The organism is Actinomycetospora sp. NBRC 106375 (assembly GCF_030269665.1).
Classification (GTDB): domain Bacteria; phylum Actinomycetota; class Actinomycetes; order Mycobacteriales; family Pseudonocardiaceae; genus Actinomycetospora.
Genome location: NZ_BSTS01000044.1, coordinates 1 through 16,754 on the forward strand (window position 1 = coordinate 1; position 16,754 = coordinate 16,754).

At 70.1% G+C, this 16,754-nt stretch carries 15 protein-coding genes; 6 read left to right on the forward strand and 9 right to left on the reverse strand.

The window, feature by feature from the left end:
- From QSK03_RS32280 to QSK03_RS32320, 9 genes are all read right to left on the reverse strand, one after another.
- Nucleotides 1–1,896: hydantoinase B/oxoprolinase family protein (locus tag QSK03_RS32280; RefSeq protein ID WP_285659873.1), on the reverse strand; the 1,896-nt coding region annotated here is incomplete at its 3' end.
- Nucleotides 1,897–1,904: 8 nt separating this feature from the next.
- Entirely contained in the window at nt 1,905–3,932 is a 2,028-nt protein-coding gene (locus QSK03_RS32285; RefSeq protein WP_285659875.1) for a hydantoinase/oxoprolinase family protein, read from the reverse strand.
- A gap of 13 nt (nt 3,933–3,945) precedes the next feature.
- Complete coding sequence (locus QSK03_RS32290) at nt 3,946–4,167, reverse strand: hypothetical protein (protein ID WP_285659877.1); 222 nt, start codon at nt 4,165–4,167, stop codon at nt 3,946–3,948.
- A gap of 37 nt (nt 4,168–4,204) precedes the next feature.
- Nucleotides 4,205–5,296 (reverse strand): CaiB/BaiF CoA transferase family protein, encoded by a 1,092-nt coding sequence (locus tag QSK03_RS32295; protein ID WP_285659897.1) that lies wholly within the window; start codon nt 5,294–5,296, stop codon nt 4,205–4,207.
- A 5-nt stretch (nt 5,297–5,301) separates the two neighbouring features.
- On the reverse strand, nt 5,302–6,627 hold the full coding sequence (locus QSK03_RS32300; RefSeq protein WP_285659879.1) for an MFS transporter: 1,326 nt from the start codon (nt 6,625–6,627) through the stop codon (nt 5,302–5,304).
- A 41-nt stretch (nt 6,628–6,668) separates the two neighbouring features.
- Nucleotides 6,669–8,597 (reverse strand): flavin-containing monooxygenase, encoded by a 1,929-nt coding sequence (locus QSK03_RS32305; protein WP_285659881.1) that lies wholly within the window; start codon nt 8,595–8,597, stop codon nt 6,669–6,671.
- A 74-nt stretch (nt 8,598–8,671) separates the two neighbouring features.
- Nucleotides 8,672–10,306: an AMP-binding protein gene (locus QSK03_RS32310; protein WP_285659882.1), complete on the reverse strand. Its 1,635-nt coding sequence runs from the start codon at nt 10,304–10,306 to the stop codon at nt 8,672–8,674.
- Between the two features lie 4 nt (nt 10,307–10,310).
- Nucleotides 10,311–11,066, reverse strand: a complete 756-nt coding sequence (locus tag QSK03_RS32315; RefSeq protein WP_285659884.1) for an SDR family NAD(P)-dependent oxidoreductase — start codon at nt 11,064–11,066, stop codon at nt 10,311–10,313.
- A gap of 82 nt (nt 11,067–11,148) precedes the next feature.
- Entirely contained in the window at nt 11,149–11,775 is a 627-nt protein-coding gene (locus QSK03_RS32320) for a TetR/AcrR family transcriptional regulator (RefSeq protein WP_285659886.1), read from the reverse strand.
- A 185-nt stretch (nt 11,776–11,960) separates the two neighbouring features.
- On the opposite strand from QSK03_RS32320, the gene QSK03_RS32325 reads away from it, so the two are divergent.
- The 6 genes from QSK03_RS32325 to QSK03_RS32350 all read left to right on the forward strand — a co-directional run bounded on the left by QSK03_RS32325 (nt 11,961) and on the right by QSK03_RS32350 (nt 16,109).
- Entirely contained in the window at nt 11,961–13,082 is a 1,122-nt protein-coding gene (locus QSK03_RS32325) for an NDMA-dependent alcohol dehydrogenase (RefSeq protein ID WP_285659887.1), read from the forward strand.
- Nucleotides 13,083–13,100: 18 nt separating this feature from the next.
- The gene (locus QSK03_RS32330) at nt 13,101–13,424 is read left to right on the forward strand and encodes an EthD family reductase (RefSeq protein WP_285659888.1); all 324 of its coding nucleotides are present in this window, start codon (nt 13,101–13,103) and stop codon (nt 13,422–13,424) included.
- Between the two features lie 109 nt (nt 13,425–13,533).
- Entirely contained in the window at nt 13,534–14,355 is an 822-nt protein-coding gene (locus QSK03_RS32335) for an LLM class F420-dependent oxidoreductase (RefSeq protein ID WP_285659890.1), read from the forward strand.
- A gap of 488 nt (nt 14,356–14,843) precedes the next feature.
- Nucleotides 14,844–15,164: a DUF6247 family protein gene (locus tag QSK03_RS32340; RefSeq protein ID WP_285659892.1), complete on the forward strand. Its 321-nt coding sequence runs from the start codon at nt 14,844–14,846 to the stop codon at nt 15,162–15,164.
- Between the two features lie 166 nt (nt 15,165–15,330).
- A complete protein-coding gene (locus QSK03_RS32345) occupies nt 15,331–15,753 on the forward strand; it encodes a hypothetical protein (RefSeq protein ID WP_285659893.1) in 423 nt (140 codons plus the stop codon).
- Nucleotides 15,750–16,109, forward strand: coding sequence for a DUF5615 family PIN-like protein (locus QSK03_RS32350; RefSeq protein WP_285659894.1), 360 nt, complete (start codon nt 15,750–15,752; stop codon nt 16,107–16,109). Before QSK03_RS32345 ends, QSK03_RS32350 begins: the two co-directional genes overlap by 4 nt.
- Nucleotides 16,110–16,754 lie beyond the last annotated feature (645 nt).

Sequence of the window (16,754 nt, forward strand, 5' to 3'; positions counted from 1 at the left end):
GTTGTCGGGATCGCCGAGGACCACGACGCCGTAATCGGTGCGAGCGCCCTCAACGCTGACGTAGCCGTCCCGCACGTCACGCAGGACCCTCGCGGGAACACGCTCGAAGGGGACACCCCAGCCACCGCCACCGTTGGTCAGGTAGCGGAACATCGCGCCGGCCTTCGTGTCCCAGGACGGTCGGGACGCGAAGTAGAAGTACGAACCGTCCGGGTCGAGCGCCTTCGTCTCCGGATCGAGCATCCCGCCGACGGGCACGGTCTCCCCGTACGCCTGCTCCGTGTGCGGCACGAGCTCGCCGCGATCCCGGATGCGCGCGACCTCCGGCGGGAAGATCCAGACGGCGCCGAGCTTGCCCGCGTCGCCGCCGTGGGCCCCGACGCCGCTGGGCACCTTGGTGCGGAACGGTGAGCAGTACGCCGAGGCGTCGGTGAGCCAGAGGCTGTCGCGCATGGTCGCAGCCCCGCCACGGTTGGCGCCGGGGCCTGCGGTGTCGATGGTCGCCTCCTTGCGCAGGAGGACGACCGGGACATCGTGCTCGATGGCCTCGGTGGCCGGGTCGAGGTTGTTGAGCATGAACAGCACGGTGTAGCTGTCGCCGTCGCCGTTGCTGGTGGCGCCCCATGGCCCGTGTTCGCCGCCGCACTGCGCGGCGGTCGCCCACGGGGTGCCGTCCGGAGTCAGCCCGGTGGCGTTGTGCAGGCTCAGGGAGCCGTAGTCGCCGGCGACGGCCCGGTCACCGAGCACCGGGTTGAGCGCGTTGAACACCGCGCACACCAGCGTCGTGGTGATCTCCCAGAACATCATGCTGGCGCCGTCGGGCGGCAGCGCGTTCAGCAGCGACCCCGGCGCACCGGCCATGTCGATGGTGCGCCAGGTGCCGGTGGTGAACGGCGTGGAGGGGTCGAGCAGCATCGTGATCGCGACGCCGACGGCGGTCTTGGAGTCGAGCATGCTGGCGTTGATCGAGGTGCGGGCCTGGCGGGACGTGCCGGAGAGCTCGGCCTCGATGTGCTCGCCGCGCTTGATCAGCGTGACCTTGATGCCGAACTCCTCGCTGGCGTCCATGCCGTCCGCGTCGACCAGCGCCTCGCCGACGTAGTCGCCGTCCGGGATGCCGGCGATCGCCTCGCGCATCCGCTCGGCGGAGGTGTCCACGGCGTACTGCAGGGTCCCGAGCAGGGCCTCGGTGCCGTAGCGGTCTAGGTTCTCCTCGATGAGCCGGGCCCCGAGGTGCAGCTGCTGGTAGCAGGACTTGAAGTCCGGCAGCAGGATCTCGCCGAAGCGTGAGTTGTCGAAGATCAGGCTGAACGTGGACCGGACCGGCTTCCCGGCGCTGTAGAGCAGCACCGGCGGGATCGTCAGCCCCTCCTCGTACTTGTTGTTCTTCGTCCCGGAGAAGCCGCCGGGCACCGTGCCGCCCATGTCGAGCTGGTGGGCGCGGATGTTGACGAACGCGACGATCCGGTTGTCGCGGAACACCGGGTAGATGAACAGGATGTCGTTGACGTGGGTGCCGGTGCGGTAGGGGTCGTTGCCGATCAGCACATCACCGGGGCGCAGGTTCTCTGGTCCGTATTCGATGACGGTGTTGCGCACCGCGTCGCCCATGGTCCCGAGGAACACCACGAGGCTGTTGCTGACCACCGACATCGGATAGTCCTGCTCGGGCGGGCCGCTGATCGTGCAGGCAAAGTCGTACCAGTCACGGATGATCGGGGAGAACGCCTCGCGCAGGAACCCGGTGGACATGTGCTCCACGACGTAGCGCAGCCGGTTGGTGATCACCGACGCGGTGAACCGGTCGGCGTGGTAGCGGCCGACGAACTCCTCGTCGGTCATGTCGCGCAGGCGGACGTCGGGCAGGTCGATCCCTGGATGATCGAGAGTGGTCACGTCGGTCCTCACTTCCTCGTGATGACGAGCTCGCCGTAGCCGCCGACGACGGCCTCCTGACCGGTCCCGACGTGGGTGGTCGAGAGGCTCTCGTCGATGATCGCCGGACCGGTGACGACGTCGCCGGCGCGCAGGTCGGCGCGGTCGAAAACGGGGGCTGGCTGGTCGTCGTCGGCCAGGTAGCGCAGCGTGGTGGTGCGGGCCGCCTCGAGCGGGGCGTCGCCGACGCCGCGGGAGGGCAGCTGGGGGAACTCGACCTTGTCGGTCTCCAGGATCGCGCGGACCCGGAAGGTGACGCCCTCGACCGGCATCCCCTCGAAGCGGTTGCCGGTGCGCTGCTCGTAGGTGTCGTGGAAGCTCGCGATCATGGTGGTGATCGCGTCGGCGTCGAGGGTGCCGTCGGGCACCGCGACGAACGGGGTCTCCCAGCTCTGCCCGACCAGCCGGCCGTCGAAGCTGCGGGCGAAGGTGACGTCCCGCGTCGATCCGATGCGGTCGCGCAGCTGGTCCTCCATCTCCGCGAACAGGGCGTCCACTCCCCCGGCCGCGTCGGCGGAGAGGACGGTGTAGGCGCTGCGGTTGGCGGTGAAGACCTGGTCGGTCGAGAGCAGCCCGAGCGCGGAGAACAGCCCGGGGTTAGGTGGCACCACGACCTGCTTGCACTTGATGAGGTCGAGCAGGGCGGGGAGCAGCATCGGGCCGGCGGCGCCGTAGGCGACGAGGCTGTAGTCGCGAGGGTCGACGCCGTGCTTGATGGCGATGTTGAACACGCCCTCGGCGATGTTGTTCACGCCCATCTCGTAGGCGTAGCGGACGCGCTGGGCGAAGGTGAAATCGCAGTCCAGGGACGCGAACGCCTGCCGGGAACGCTCGAGGTCAAGGGAGAAGCGACCGCCCGCGAAGTGCTCGCCGTCGAGGATCCCGGCCAGCAGGCAGGTGTCGGTGGTCGTCGGCGCCGTGCCGCCGCGGCCGTAGCAGGCGGGTCCGGGGTCGGCGCCGGCGCTGCCTGGCCCGACCTGGATCTCCCCGGCGGTCCCGACGGTGACCAGGCTCCCGCCACCCGCGCCGATGCTGGAGACGTCGATGGCGAGCGAGTTGACGACGAGATCGTGCTCGAGCTCGAAGGTGGTGTTCACCGTCGGCTCCCCGGCGGTGACCACGCTGATGTCGCAGGAGGTGCCGCCGACGTCGGCGCACAGCAGGTTCGTCTCACCGATGAGCGTGCCGAAGTGGGCGCAGGCGACGGTGCCGGCGGCGGGCCCGGAGAACACGATGCGGAACGGCTGCTCCATGGCCCGCTCGGCCGGCACGAGCGTGGCGGCGCAGTCGGCGTAGTTGAGCTGGCCGGTGAACCCGAGATCGGCGAGGCCCTTGCCGAGCTCGTCGGAGTAGTCGCTGTAGATGATCTTCATGAAGGTGTCGATCACGGTCGTCGACGCCCGCGCGTACTCCTTGGCCAGCGGCGAGACCTCGCTGGAGATCGAGCACGGGAGGTCGCCGAGCTCTTCGAGCACCAGCTGGCGCAGCCGCTCCTCGTGAGCACGGTCGACGTAGGCGTTGAGCAGGCAGATCGCCACTCCGGCGACACCGCAGCGGCGCAGCACCGCGAGCTGCGCGCGGGCCTGGGCCTCGTCGAGCTCGAAGAGCACCTCGCCGGAGGCGAGCAGGCGCTCGTGGATCGGGCGGCGCAGGTAGCGGGGCACGAGCGGGCGGCCGGCGTCCCCGAAGCTGCGGCGCCAGCGCGGGTCGAGCATCGCCGATGCCGGGCGCCAGGTGCGGCCCTGGTCGAGGACGTCGCGGTGGCCCTCGGTGGTGAGGAACCCGATCTTGGGGAGGTTGCGGGTGATGACGGCGTTGAGGCCGTGGGTGCTGGCGTGGTTGAACACCGCGGAGTGCTCGACGCCGAGCTCGGCCGCTCCGGCGAGGACCGGCTCGTAGGCCGTGGTCGGGTCGGTCGACACCTTCGCGGTGCGGATCCGGCCGTTCTCGAGGGCGACGACGTCGGTGAACGTGCCGCCCACATCGACTGCGATCATGGCGTGGTCTCCTTCAGATCGTGTCGGACAGCAGCTGCAGCGAGCCGAAGAGGTTCCAGCGCTCGCGGCTGACCGAGTGCAGGCAGTTCTGGCACTTGACGACCTCGAACCAGCCGCCCTCGGAGTTCACCGGGTAGCGGCGGAGCTGGGTCGCGGCGCACTGCGGGCAGGCACCGTCGACGGGTTCCTTGTGCAGCGAGACCGTCGGTTCCTGGGGTCGGGGGAACGGGGGCATGGGCGCTCCTTCGCGTCGTCTGTTGCGGGTTTCGGGATCAGGCGGAGTCGCGCCATCGGCGCGCGGTGTCCTCGACGGGGACCGGCGGTGCGGGTGGCGTCGGCGCAGCGGCCGCGGTGCGCGAGAAGCGGGGGGCCGGCGCGGGCTGGGTGATCCCGTCGAGCTCGACGAACGCGGAGCGCGCCGTGGCGTGGGGGTGCGCCGGCGCCTCCTCGAACGTGAGGACGGGTGTCACGCAGGCGTCGAGGTCGGCGAACGTCGCGGCCCACGCGTCGCGGGGACGGGTGGCGAAGACCGCGGCGAACCGCTTCTGCAGGTCGGGCCAGCCGGTGCGGTCGTTCTGGCCTGGCAGGTCCTCGTCGGTGAGCCCGAGACCGTCGAGCAGGTCGGCGTAGAACTGAGGTTCGATGGCGCCGACCGCGACGTAGCGCTCGTCGGCGCAGCGGTAGCTGCGGTAGAACGGGGCGGCGCCGTCAAGGAGGTTCTCGTCGCGGTCGTCGCTCCACTGGCCGAGGCCGCGCCAGGCCCAGATCGCCTGGGTGAGCAACGCCGAGCCGTCGATCATGGCGGCGTCGACGACCTGGCCGCGTCCGGAGCGCTGGCGTTCCCAGAGGGCAGCGAGCACGCCGGTGAGCAGCAGCATCGACCCGCCGCCGAAGTCGCCCACGAGGTTCAGCGGGGCGACGGGCGGCTCCTCGCGGGGACCGATCGCGTGGAGCACGCCGTTGGCCGCGATGTAGTTGATGTCGTGGCCGACCGCGCCGGCGAGGGGGCCCTCGTGGCCCCACCCGGTCATCCGCCCGTAGACGAGCCCGGGATTGTCGACGGTCAGGTCGTCCGGCCCGAGTCCGAGACGCTCGGCGACCCCGGGACGGAAGCCCTCGAGCAGCACGTCGGCGTGGGCCGCGAGCTCACGGACCTGCTCGCGGTCGGTCTCGTTCTTGAGGTCGAGGGCGTGCACGCGCCGGCTGCGCAGGAGGTGGTCGCGCGCCGGGTCGGCCAGCACGTGCCCGCCGGGTCGCTGGATGCGGACGGCATCGGCCCCGAGGTCGCCGAGGATCATCGCGGCGTGCGGCACCGGTCCGATGCCGCCGAGCTCGATCACCCGCAGCCCGGCCAGCGGGCCCACGGCGCTCACGCCGGCTCCGGACGCAGGTCGGAGGTGCGGGACTCGTCGGCGTCGGGCGACGGCGCCTCGTCGTCGAGCTGAGTGCGTGCCGTCTCGGACATGACGACCACCGAGACGAACGATGCGACGGCGGTGAGCACGACCCAGCCGGCGACGGGCACGAAGCTGCCCCATCGGGCGTAGAGGGCAGTGGCGATCAGCGGGGTCAGCGCACCGCCGACGAGGGTGCCGATCTGGTAGCCCAGCGACGCGCCGGAGTAGCGCAGCCGCGCGGTGAACAGCTCGGCGAACAGCGCAGCCTGCGGCCCGTAGACCAGCGCCACCAGCACCTCGCCCACCGCGATCGCGGCGATGACGGCGACGGCGCTGCCCGACTCGAGCAGGAGGAACGCCGGCCACACCCAGAGCCCCAGCGCGACAGCGCCGACCAGGTAGACGGTGCGTCGCCCGATGCGGTCGGACAGGGCGCCGCAGAGCGGGATGGCGACGAACTGCAGGGCGGCGCCGACGAGCACGCCGTTGAGCAGCAAGCTGCGGGGCAGCCCTAGCACCGTGGTGCCGTAGGACAGGAAGTACGTGCCGAAGAGGTAGAAGCTCGTGCCGATCACGACGATGGAGCCCGCGCCGAGGGCGACGGTGCGCCAGTGGTGGATCACCACGTCGAGGACCGGCGAGCGCGACTGCTCGCCGCGACGCTGGACGTTCTTCATCGGCGCGGTCTCGTCGAGGGCGAGCTGCGCGTAGAAGGCGATGCCGACGAGGACGACGCTGAGCAGGAACGGAACCCGCCAGCCCCAGGAGAGGAACGCCTGCTCGCTGATCAGGGCGCCGACGAGCAGGAACACCCCCGTGGAGAGGAACAGCCCGGCGGCCACGCCGATCTGGGCGAAGCTCCCGTAGAGGCCACGTTTTTCCGGCGGGGCGTTCTCCGTGGCGATGAGGGCGCCGCCTGCCCATTGCCCGCCCACGGCGATGCCCTGGAGGAGCCGGAGGGCGACGAGGATGATCGGCGCCGCCACGCCGATCGTGGCGTAGGACGGCAGGAGCCCGATGAGGGTGGTCGAGATCCCCATGAGGAACAGCGTCGTCACCAGCGCGGGCTTGCGCCCCAGCTTGTCGCCGACGTGGCCGAAGATGACGCCGCCGATGGGTCGGGCGGCGAAACCCACGGCGAACGTGGTGAAGGCGAGCAGCGTCCCGACCAGCGGATCGTCGGCCGGGAAGAACAGCTTGTTGAACACCAGCGCGGCCGCGGTGCCGTAGATGAAGAAGTCGTACCAGTCGATGGCCGAGCCGGTGCCGGCCACGAGCAGGATCTTGCGCAGGGACATGGTCGTCTCCGAGGGAGAGAGGGTGAGGGCAGGAGCCGGCATCAGGCAGCTCGCGCCGGAACCGGCGCGGCGTCGAAGTCCGCGAGGTCGGGCTCGCGGGTCATGGCCCAGTAGTCGACAACGCGGTAGGGGGAGTTGGTGACGACGCGCCCACGGGCGTTGCGGTAGTAGGTGCTCATCCCCGGGTGGCTCCAGACCATGCGGTCGTGGGCCTGGTCGACCTCGGACACCCAGCCCTCGAGGGCCTCGGGTCGACAGTCGAGCGCACCGATGCCGTCGCGGATCATCGAGGTGACCAGGTCGACGATGTACCGGCCCTGGGACTCGGCGACGAAGATGAAGCTGCCGCCGGCGCCCGCATTGGTGTTCGGGCCGTACATGAGGAAGAGGTTCGGGAACCCGGGCACGGTGATCCCGAGGTGCGCGGCCGCGTCGTCGGCACCCCACCATTCGTGCAGGTCCTGTCCGTCGCGGCCGGTCACCCGGATCCCGGGCAGGTAGTGCTGCGCGTCGAATCCGGTGGAGAGGACGACGACGTCGGCCGCGCGCTCCTCGCCGCCGGCGGTGACCACCCCGGTCTCGGTCAGCCGGGTCACCGTGTCGGTGACGAGCTCGACGTCGTCGCGCCGCAGGGCGGCGAACCAGCCGTTGTCGAGCAGCATCCGCTTGCCGAACGGCGGGTAGTCCGGCAGGCACTTCTCGACGAGGTCCGGTCGGCCCGCGAGCTGCTGCTCGAGGTAGCGAGTGAAGTAGCGCCGATGGCCGTCGTTGACGGCGTTGAGCGAGCGGTCGGGGTGCTCCCAGGAGTCGTCGATCTGCAGGGACGCGTGCACGCGGTCGTTGAAGACCCATGCCAGCCGGAACCGGTACCAGGCGTGGTAGTAGGGCACGTGCGCCATCAGCCAGTGCACGTCGTCGTCGACCGGCGCGAAGTACTCGGCGTTCGGCGCGACCCACTGTGGTGAGCGCTGGAAGACAGTGAGGCGGGAGGTCCGGTCGGCGACGGCGGGCACGACCTGCATCGCGCTGGCCCCGGTGCCGACGACGGCGACGCGTCGGCCGGCGAGGTCGACGTCGTCGGGCCACTGTGCGGTGTGGAACACGGGACCGTCGAAGGTGTCCAGGCCGGGCAGGTCGGGGATCTTCGGGGTGTTGAAGAGCCCGACCGCGCTGATCACGGCCGCGGCGCTCCACCGACGGTCGCCGGCGCTCACCGACCACCGCTGGGCATCGTCGTCCCACGTGGCCGCCTCGACGTCGACCCCGAACTCGATGTGCTCGCGCAGCCCGAAGTGGTCAGCCATCTCGGCGGTGTAGGCGGCGACCTCGTCGCGCTTGCTGAAGTGGGTCGACCAGTTCCGCGGGTAGAACGAGAACGAATAGAGGTAGCTCGGGGTGTCCACCCCGGCCCCTGGGTAGGTGTTGGTCCGCCAGACCCCGCCGACCTCGTCACCCCTCTCGAGGACGACGAACGGCACTCCGGCGGCCTTCAGCCGCACGGCGGCGATCAGCCCGGAGATGCCGGCCCCGATGACGACGACCGAGAAGTCGCGGTCGGCGACCTCAGCGGCGGGCACGGGCCGGGGCGGGGGCTCGGGATCGAAGCCCATCTCCTCGCGCATGAGGTGCTCGTACTCGGTCGGGACCGACTCCCCCATCGTCGTGGAGAGCATCCGCTGCAGGAGTTCCGGCGCGGGCGCGGGCACGGCCGGCTCCGCTCCGCGCGACCAGGCAGTGATCGCCTCGACCGCTCCGGCCTTCAGCTCGGCCGCTGCGGAGGCCGCGAATCCACCGGTGTCGTGCGGTTCGAGCGCTGCACCCTTCGTCGGCCGGAACGGATCGCGGAGCCAGCGATCGTCACCGGTCAGGTGGTAGGTGACCATCGCGAGGGTGGGCAGGTTGGCGACCTCGACCGCGGCACGGAGGCGTCGCTCGTCGAGTGGGCGCTGCGGTGTGGGCAGCAGAGACACGTCGGTCCTCCTCGAGAGGGCAGGAGACAGCGACCGTGCGGCCACGACGGGCGGGCACGGTGAGGGGAAAGGGGTCAGGTGGTGCGGACGGGCCCGTCGCGGGTCATGCGCCACCCGGAGTCGGCGGCGTCCCAGGTCGCCGCGCCGATCCCGGAGGTCCGCAGCTTGTACTTCTCGACCTTGTCGGTCGGCGTGCGGGGCAGCTCGTCGACGATGTCGATGAAGCGCGGGACCATGTGGTAAGGCATGGTCTGCGCGTAGTGCAGGTAGAGGTCCTCCGGCGTCGCCTCGGCGCCGTCGCGTAGGACGACCACGACCCGGACCTCCTCCTCCCCCAGTTCGGACGGTGCACCGACGGCGGCGGACTCGGCCACGGCGGTGTGACCGTTGACCAGGCGTTCGACCTCGTAGGACGAGATGTTCTCGCCGCGCCGCCGGATGGTGTCCTTCATCCGGTCCTTGAACCACAGCGCACCGGAGGCGTCCCGTACGGCGCGGTCGCCGGTGTGGAACCGTCCGCCGCGCCACGCGGTGGCGGTCGCGTCGGGAAGCCCGTCGTAGCCCAGCGAGAGCAGCAACGGATCGTCGGAGCTGACGACGACCTCGCCGGACTCACCATCGGGCACGTCGTTCCCGGCGTCGTCGACCACGCGCACGTCGAACGCCGGGTTCGGCCGTCCGCAGGCCCCCGGCAGGGACTCCGCGAGCGAGGAGTTGACGATCAGGTTGGTCTCGGTGGACCCGTAGGCCTCGACGAGCTTGAGCCCGAAGCGGGCCTCGAAGTCCCGGTAGATCTCGGCGGGTGCCGGCACGGCGTACACCACGCGGACGGGATTGTCGGCGTCGTCGGGTCGCGGGGCGCGGCCGTGGAGCATGTGGCAGACACCGCCGATCGCCACGAACACCGTGATCCCATACCGGCGGGCCTCGTCCCAGAACCGCTCGATCGACAGTCGGGAGCGCAGGATCATCGTCGCGCCGGTCAGCAGGCAGCCCAGCGTCGTGAACTTCCCGGAGATGTGGAAGAACGGCGAGTAGTTCAGCACCACGTCGGAGGCGCCGAGGCCGGTGATCTCGGCGAAGAAATGACCGAAGGCGACCTGCTGGTGGTGGGTGACGAGTACGCCCTTCGACGGGCCCGTGGTCCCCGAGGTGTAGAGCACGCACGCGACGTCGGACGGGTCCGGGCCGGCCTCGCGTGACGTCCCGTCCGACTGCGGGCCGTCGAGGAGATCGGAGTACCGGCCGGGGAAGTCGAGCGTGCCGGTCAGGGTCGGCACCTCGGCGCGCACGACCTCGACGGCGTCGTGGAGCCCGCCGCGATCAGCGATCACGAGCTCGACCTGCGCGCGCTCGAGCTGGTGACGCAGCAGCTCCCCGCGGTAGGCGGTGTTGATCGGGACCTCGACGGCGCCGATCTTGGCCAGTGCGAACCAGCCGTAGAGGTACTCGGGGCTGGTCGCCATCAGGAGCCCGACGCGGGTGCCCGTGCCCACGCCGTGCGCCCGTAGACCGTCGGCGACGACGTCGACCTGGGCGTTCACCGCCGCGACGGTGTGCTCGACGCCGTCGTGGACGAAGAAGACGTCGTCGGGCCGGATGCGGGCGGCGCGCTCGAGAACGGCTCCGACCGACCGTTCCACGAACGGGATCGCGGCGAGGCTGCCGGACCGGACGGGCGCGGTACCGGGCCTGTGGGTGGCCGTCATCGCCTCAGTACCCCTTCCCGGCGGTCCACCCGCCGTCGGCGAACAGGGTGGTGCCGTTGACGTAATCCGAGTCCGGGCCGCTGAGGAAGAGCACCGGGCCGGCGATCTCGTCGGGCTGGGCCCAGCGCTCCATCGGCGCGTTCGCCCGGATCGACGCCGCCATCTGCTCGGAGCGGAAGTAGCTGCTCGTCATCGGGGTCTCGACGACACCCGGGGCGACTGCGTTGCACCAGACGCCCTTCGCGGCGTACTCGAGCGTGATCGTCTTGGTGAGCATGATGAGCCCGGCCTTGGCCGTGCAGTAGGCGGCTCGGTTCTGGAACGCGAGCGCGCCGGCCATCGACGCGATGTTCACGATCTTGCCGCGGCCCTGCTCGACCATGCTCGGTATCGCCGCGCGGGAGAGCACGAACGGCGCGGTCAGGTCGACGTCGAGGGTGCGCCGCCAGTCGGACGGCGTGAGCTCGAGCAGCGGCAGGATCTGCCGCACGCCCGCGTTGTTGATCAGGACGTCCAGCCCGCCGAGCTCGGCGCGGACGCGTCCGGGCAGCGCGGCCGTGTCGTCGTCGTCGGTGAGATCGACGACGACCGGGAGCACGTCACCGTCGGGCCACTCCTGCACCACGACGTCCAGGGCCTGCTTGTCGACGTCCGCCAGGGCCACCCGGGCGCCGGCGCCGTGCAGCGTCCGCGCGATGGCCCGACCGATGCCGCCGGCCGCTCCGGTCACCAGGGCCACCTGGCCCGCCAGCGTGGTCATCGTTGTCCACCTCGTTTCATTCCATCTGGTCGGAATGTTTGCGACGGTACGACACACCGGGGCCCAGCGGAAGAGCCCGGAGTCAGACCACGAGGACCGACGCGCTGCGCGCACCCACGCTGTGCAGCGTCATCGTGGCGAACTGACGCGCCACGTCGCGCGCCGGGACGGACCCGTCGGCGCGGTACCACTGGTAGGACCACACCCACATCCCGAGCAGGCCGAGCGCCGCCACGGTCGGCTCGAGTCCCTGGTCGAACTCGCCACTCTCGACGCCCCGGCGCACGGTGTCCTCGAAGATCGCCGTCGAGCGGCGACGCTTGTCGAGGATCGCCTCGCGCACATCGCCCCGGATGACCTGGAGCTCCTGAAAGAACACCCGCACGTGCTTCTGGTAATCGATGCAGATCAGCGTCGTGTCCGACGCCATGCGGGCGAGCTGCTCGGTGGGCGTCCGGTAGGCGGCGAGCGCGTGCTCCTGCGACTCCAGGGCGCGGTCGATGAACTCGTCGTGGATCAGGTGCAGGACGTCGTCCTTGGTGGCGAAGTGGTGATAGAACGCGCCCTTGGTCAGGCCGGCCCGGTCCGCGATCTCCTGCACGGACGTGCCTCGGAAGCCCTGGTCAGCGAAGAGATCCAGGGACGCCGCGATGAGCAGCCGGCGCGTCTCCTCCGGGTCGTAGGACCTCTCCGGGGGCTTGCGTGGCACGACGATCTCCCTTGCTCGCGGTCCCGACCTCCCTGCACGGGAGCCCGCTACCGACCAGATGGTATCCGCGTTCGCCGTGCCAACGAGACAGGTTCCATACATTCCGACTAGATGGTATGTATTGTGAACCCGGCCACGCGACTCCCTTGGACCGGGCTCTTCCCTCAGGGAGCAAGGAGGCACCCGTGAAGACTCGAGCTGCGATCATCCGCGGAGCACCCGGCAAGTTCGAGGTCGTCGACATCGACCTCGACGACCCCCGCCAGGGCGAGCTGCGGGTCAAGCTCACCGCGTCCGGGCTCTGCCACTCCGACGATCACTTGCAGACCGGCGACCTGCCGATGGAGCACTACCCGGCCGTGGCGGGTCACGAGGGCGCCGGGGTCGTCGAGTCCGTCGGCCCCGACACCCCGGGCTGGGAGGTCGGCGACCACGTCATCTTCTCGTTCCTGCCCAGCTGCGGACACTGCCGCTGGTGCGCCGAGGGCATGTCCAACCTCTGCAACTTCGGCGCCTACACCTTGCGTGGCTCACGCTGGGAGGACCTGGACAGCTTCCGGTTCCACCTCGACGGCCAGCCGGTGGGCCAGCTGTGCGGCCTCGGCACCTTCGCCGAGCACACGCTCGTCTCCACGCTCTCGGCCATCAAGGTCGACAAGGACCTGCCCCTGGAGACCGCGTGCCTGCTCGGGTGCGGCGTCGGCACCGGCTGGGGCTCCGCGGTCTACGCCGGCGAGGTGAAGCCCGGCGACGTCGTCATCGTGATGGGCGTCGGCGGCATCGGCATCAACGCCGTGCAGGGCGCCGCCCATGCCGGCGCCACCACCGTCATCGCCGTCGATCCGGTGGCGCTCAAGCGCGAGACCGCCGAGCAGGTCGGGGCCACCCATGCGTTCTCCTCCATCGCCGAGGCCGACGAGTTCGCGAAGTCGATCACGGACGGCCAGGGCGCGGACAAGGCCGTCATCTGTGTCGGGGTGACCACGGGCGAGCACGTGGCCGAGGCGTTCCAGGCCATCCGCAAGGCCGGCACCGTCGTGATCACTGGCATCGGCGACATGAACGACACCAACGGCATCCCGATCAACCCCTGGCAGATCACCATGCTCCAGAAGCGCATCCAGGGCGCGCTGTTCGGTGCCAGCAACCCCGCCGCCGACATCCCGCGCCAGATCCGCATGTACACCCAGGGCCAGCTCAAGCTCGACGAGCTGATCACCCGGACCTACCGGCTCGACGACGTCGTCACCGCCTACGAGGACCTCCACGCCGGCAAGAACGTGCGCGGCGTCATCACCTTCGCCTGATCGGAATCGGAGCACGCCGTGTACCAGCTCACCGCGGTCTACGCGCATCCCCAGGACCCGGATTCCTTCGTGACGCACTACCGCGACACCCACGCGGAGATCGCCCGGGCGCTGCCTGATGTGCAGTACTACAACTGGCACGTCTGCGAGACCCTCGACGGGACCCGGCCGCCCTACTTCCTGGCGGCGGTCATCCAGTGGGAGTCCAAAGAGCACGCGCTCGCCTCCCTCGACTCCGAGGAAGGCAAGCGCGCGGTCGCCGACCTGGCGAACTTCGCCCAAGCCGGCTGCGAGATGCAGTTCGGCGACGTGACCGTCGAAGTGCCACGTCCACGCGACTGATACTCGCTCCTACGACCAATCCTGACCCGGGGCCGTCGTTCCGCGGCGGCCCCGGGCCCGTCGCAGCGCTCGAAGGAGGAGCGGAATGCACGCCGGTATCGCCGGCTTCGTGACGGACGACGGAGTCGATCCCCGCACGCTGGCACGCGCCGCCGAACAGCGCGGATTCCACTCCGTCTTCCTCACCGAGCACACCCACATCCCGGCCTCCCGCACGACGCCCTGGCCGGGTGGCGACGTCCTTCCCGGCGCCTACAGCCGTCTCCTCGACCCGTTCTCCGCCCTCACCGCCATGGCCACGGTCACCGAGGAGCTCGTTCTCGGTACGGGCGTCTGCCTCGTGAACCAGCATCATCCGATCACCCTGGCCAAACAGGTCGCGACCGTCGACCTGCTCAGCGACGGGCGCTTCGAGTTCGGTGTCGGCGCCGGGTGGAACAGGGAGGAGATGGTCAACCACGACGTCGATCCGGCGCGCCGTACCGCCGCGATGCTCGAGCGCATCGACGCGGTCCGCACGATCTGGACGCGGGACGAGCCCGAGTACCACGGCGAGTTCGTCGACTTCGACCCGATCTGGTCCTGGCCCAAGCCGGCACGGTCACCGGCCGTGCTCCTCGGCGGGAGTGGTCGCGGGGTGCTCGAACGAGTGCTCTCCCACGGCGACGGGTGGATGCCGACCCGCGTGCGCCTCTCCGAGATCGACGCCTTCTCCACCCGGGTCGCCGAGTTCCGCCGGATGTGCGCGACACGAGGGAGAGGACACCTCCCCGTCATCGTCTTCGATGCCGTCGCCGGACGCGAGGCACTGGCGATGTACTCCGAAGCCGGGGTGGACCGAGTCCTGTTCAGCCTGACAGCCGATAACGCGGCCACCGAGCGGGGGTGCCTCGAGGAGCTGGACGCGCTCGCATCGATCCTCGATCGCTAGACCCCGATCGGACTTCTGGCGAACCGGGCGTCGTCGTCCACGGAAGACATCGCCGACGCGCGCACGTAGACCCCACGACCGGGTCTCCGAAACTGCCCCGGAGCTCTTGGCGCGAGGCCCAACGGCACGCTGTGGGTACCGCTTACGTCACACCACGGCATCGATCGACGAGTCAACGTTGATGATCGACGCTCGGCGACACGGCCACTGACCAGCACGAACGAGCACCGGACGTCACCACTGCCGTCGTGACTCCTCTCCACTGGGCTCGGGGTTCGAGTCCCTGACGGCGCACTCTTTCCGCTGGTCACAGCTCCACGGAGCGATCTTTAACGTGACTCTCCGGCTGCTCCAACGGCCGTCTACTCCGTGACACGCCGCCAGATGAAGATCAACGCCACTGACGTGCTGGCCGTCGAGTGCGTCTGCCTCGACACCCGCCGCGACGGCTCTCGCGGGTGTCGGTGGGTGTCGCTACCGTCAGGACTTTGACCACCGCAGCCTGTCGCGACCCGGAACCGCACCCTCTCTCTCCAGCGGCGCCTCCTGCAGTGGTGAAGGCCTGGCTGTTCCCGCACGATGCCGAACGGTTCGTCGCGGAGTACGAGGCGGCGCTGGACGACGCTCGTGCCTCGTTGGAGCTCGTCGAGGTCGTCGAGGTCGTCGAGGTCGTCGAGGTCGTCGAGGTCGTCGAGGTCGTCGAGGTCGTCGAGCGCTGGCGCCAGATCGCGATTCTGCAGATCGATCCCGACGCCTACCGACGCACCATCCCCCACGCGGCGGAACTTGCCACCGTTGAACCCCGATGACGAGCCGCTCGAGGTCACCAGCACGAAGGCCGGCCTCTAACAGGTCTCCGTCGTCGAGCCAGTCGGCGAGGACCTGGCGACGTCGATCGAGGCGCTACCGCGACAGCTTCTCGCGAACGTCGCTCGTCCACCCGCGAGGGGGTCATCGACGCGCTACAATGACTACATGACCGCCCCGCTGTCCGTCCGCTTCGACCGCGACGTGCTCGAGCGCTTACGTGAACACGCCGCGGCGCTACCGGGAGCCACGCCCTCCGGACTGGCCCAGCGACTGGTGGACGAAGGCCTGCGCATGGCCGATCACCCCGGCATCGTGTTCCGCAACGGCCCTGCAGGTCGTCGTCCCGCCCTCGTGGTCGGCCCCGACCTCTGGGAACTCGTCGTGTTCCTTCAGGAGATCGACGAGCGCGGAGAAGCCGCCGTTGACGCAGCCGCGGAAACCTTCGACCTGCCGGCGTCGGCGGTCACGGCGGGCATCCGCTACTACACCGCGTTCCCCGCCGAGATCGACGCCTGGATCAGCGACTCACAGGCCGCCTCCGAGCGCGCTGAACGCGAGTGGCAGCGTCGCCAGACGCTGTTGTCGTGACCAGGCGGCGTCCCACCGAGGCGCTGCTGCTGGACGAGATGTTCAGCCCGACCGTCGCCGAGGTCCTCCGGACCGACGGGTTCGATGTCGTCCCGGTCGCTGGACACCCACTTCTCGCCGCGAGCGCGGACGTCGAGGTGGCCCGCTGGGCGGCGCGCGAGGACCGACGGGTGGTCACCGAGAACGTCCGCGACTTCGCGCCGCTCCTCACTACGACCGAGCCACCCCTGCGCGTGCTCTTCACGAGCTCGCGACGATTCCCTCGCTCCCGCCGCAACCCCGGGCCCTTCCTCGAGGCCTTGCGGCGCTGGCTGCACGCGGATGTCGAGCGTGCCGCAGCAGAGTGGCTGCAGTGAACAAGCGCCGTCCGAGCCACCGAACCCAGCCCCCTAGGATCACTGGCGCCCGCCGCACCGTGGACAACCGCACCCACGACCGACCGCTCAGGTGTCCGCTGACGTCACACCACGTCGGCCCTCAGCGGGGCACCGCTGATGATCGGTTCCCCGCGACACCGTTACTGAACAGCACGAACGTCCATAACACGACACGACAGCCGTTGTGACTCACGTCCACTGGGTTCGGGGTTCGAGTCCCTGACGGCGCACTTCTCTCCAGCTCGGAGGCCCGATAGCCCTCCGCGGTCGAGCCGGGCCCTGGGGACACCCAGGACGTTGGTCCTCGACGGTCACGCGGGTCGCGCTCCCCGGTGCGGCAGCTCGCAGACGCAGCACACGACATCACCGCCCGCCGCCACCTGCTCACGGTTCGTACGTGGTCGGTCGAGGTGATGGCGCAGGGCGCGGCGGTGCTGTGCAGTAGCGTCGTGGCCGACACCGGGGCGGGGGCGCTTCGCCTCTCGATCCTCGGTCCGCTGAGGTTGGCCCCCAGGACCGGACACCGACGGTGTGGGGTCAGTGATCTTGGTCAGGCGTGGTGTGGGCTGCTTCGTGGTCCAGCGGGCTGAGCATTCCGATGCTGGAATGGCGTCGCTTGGGGTT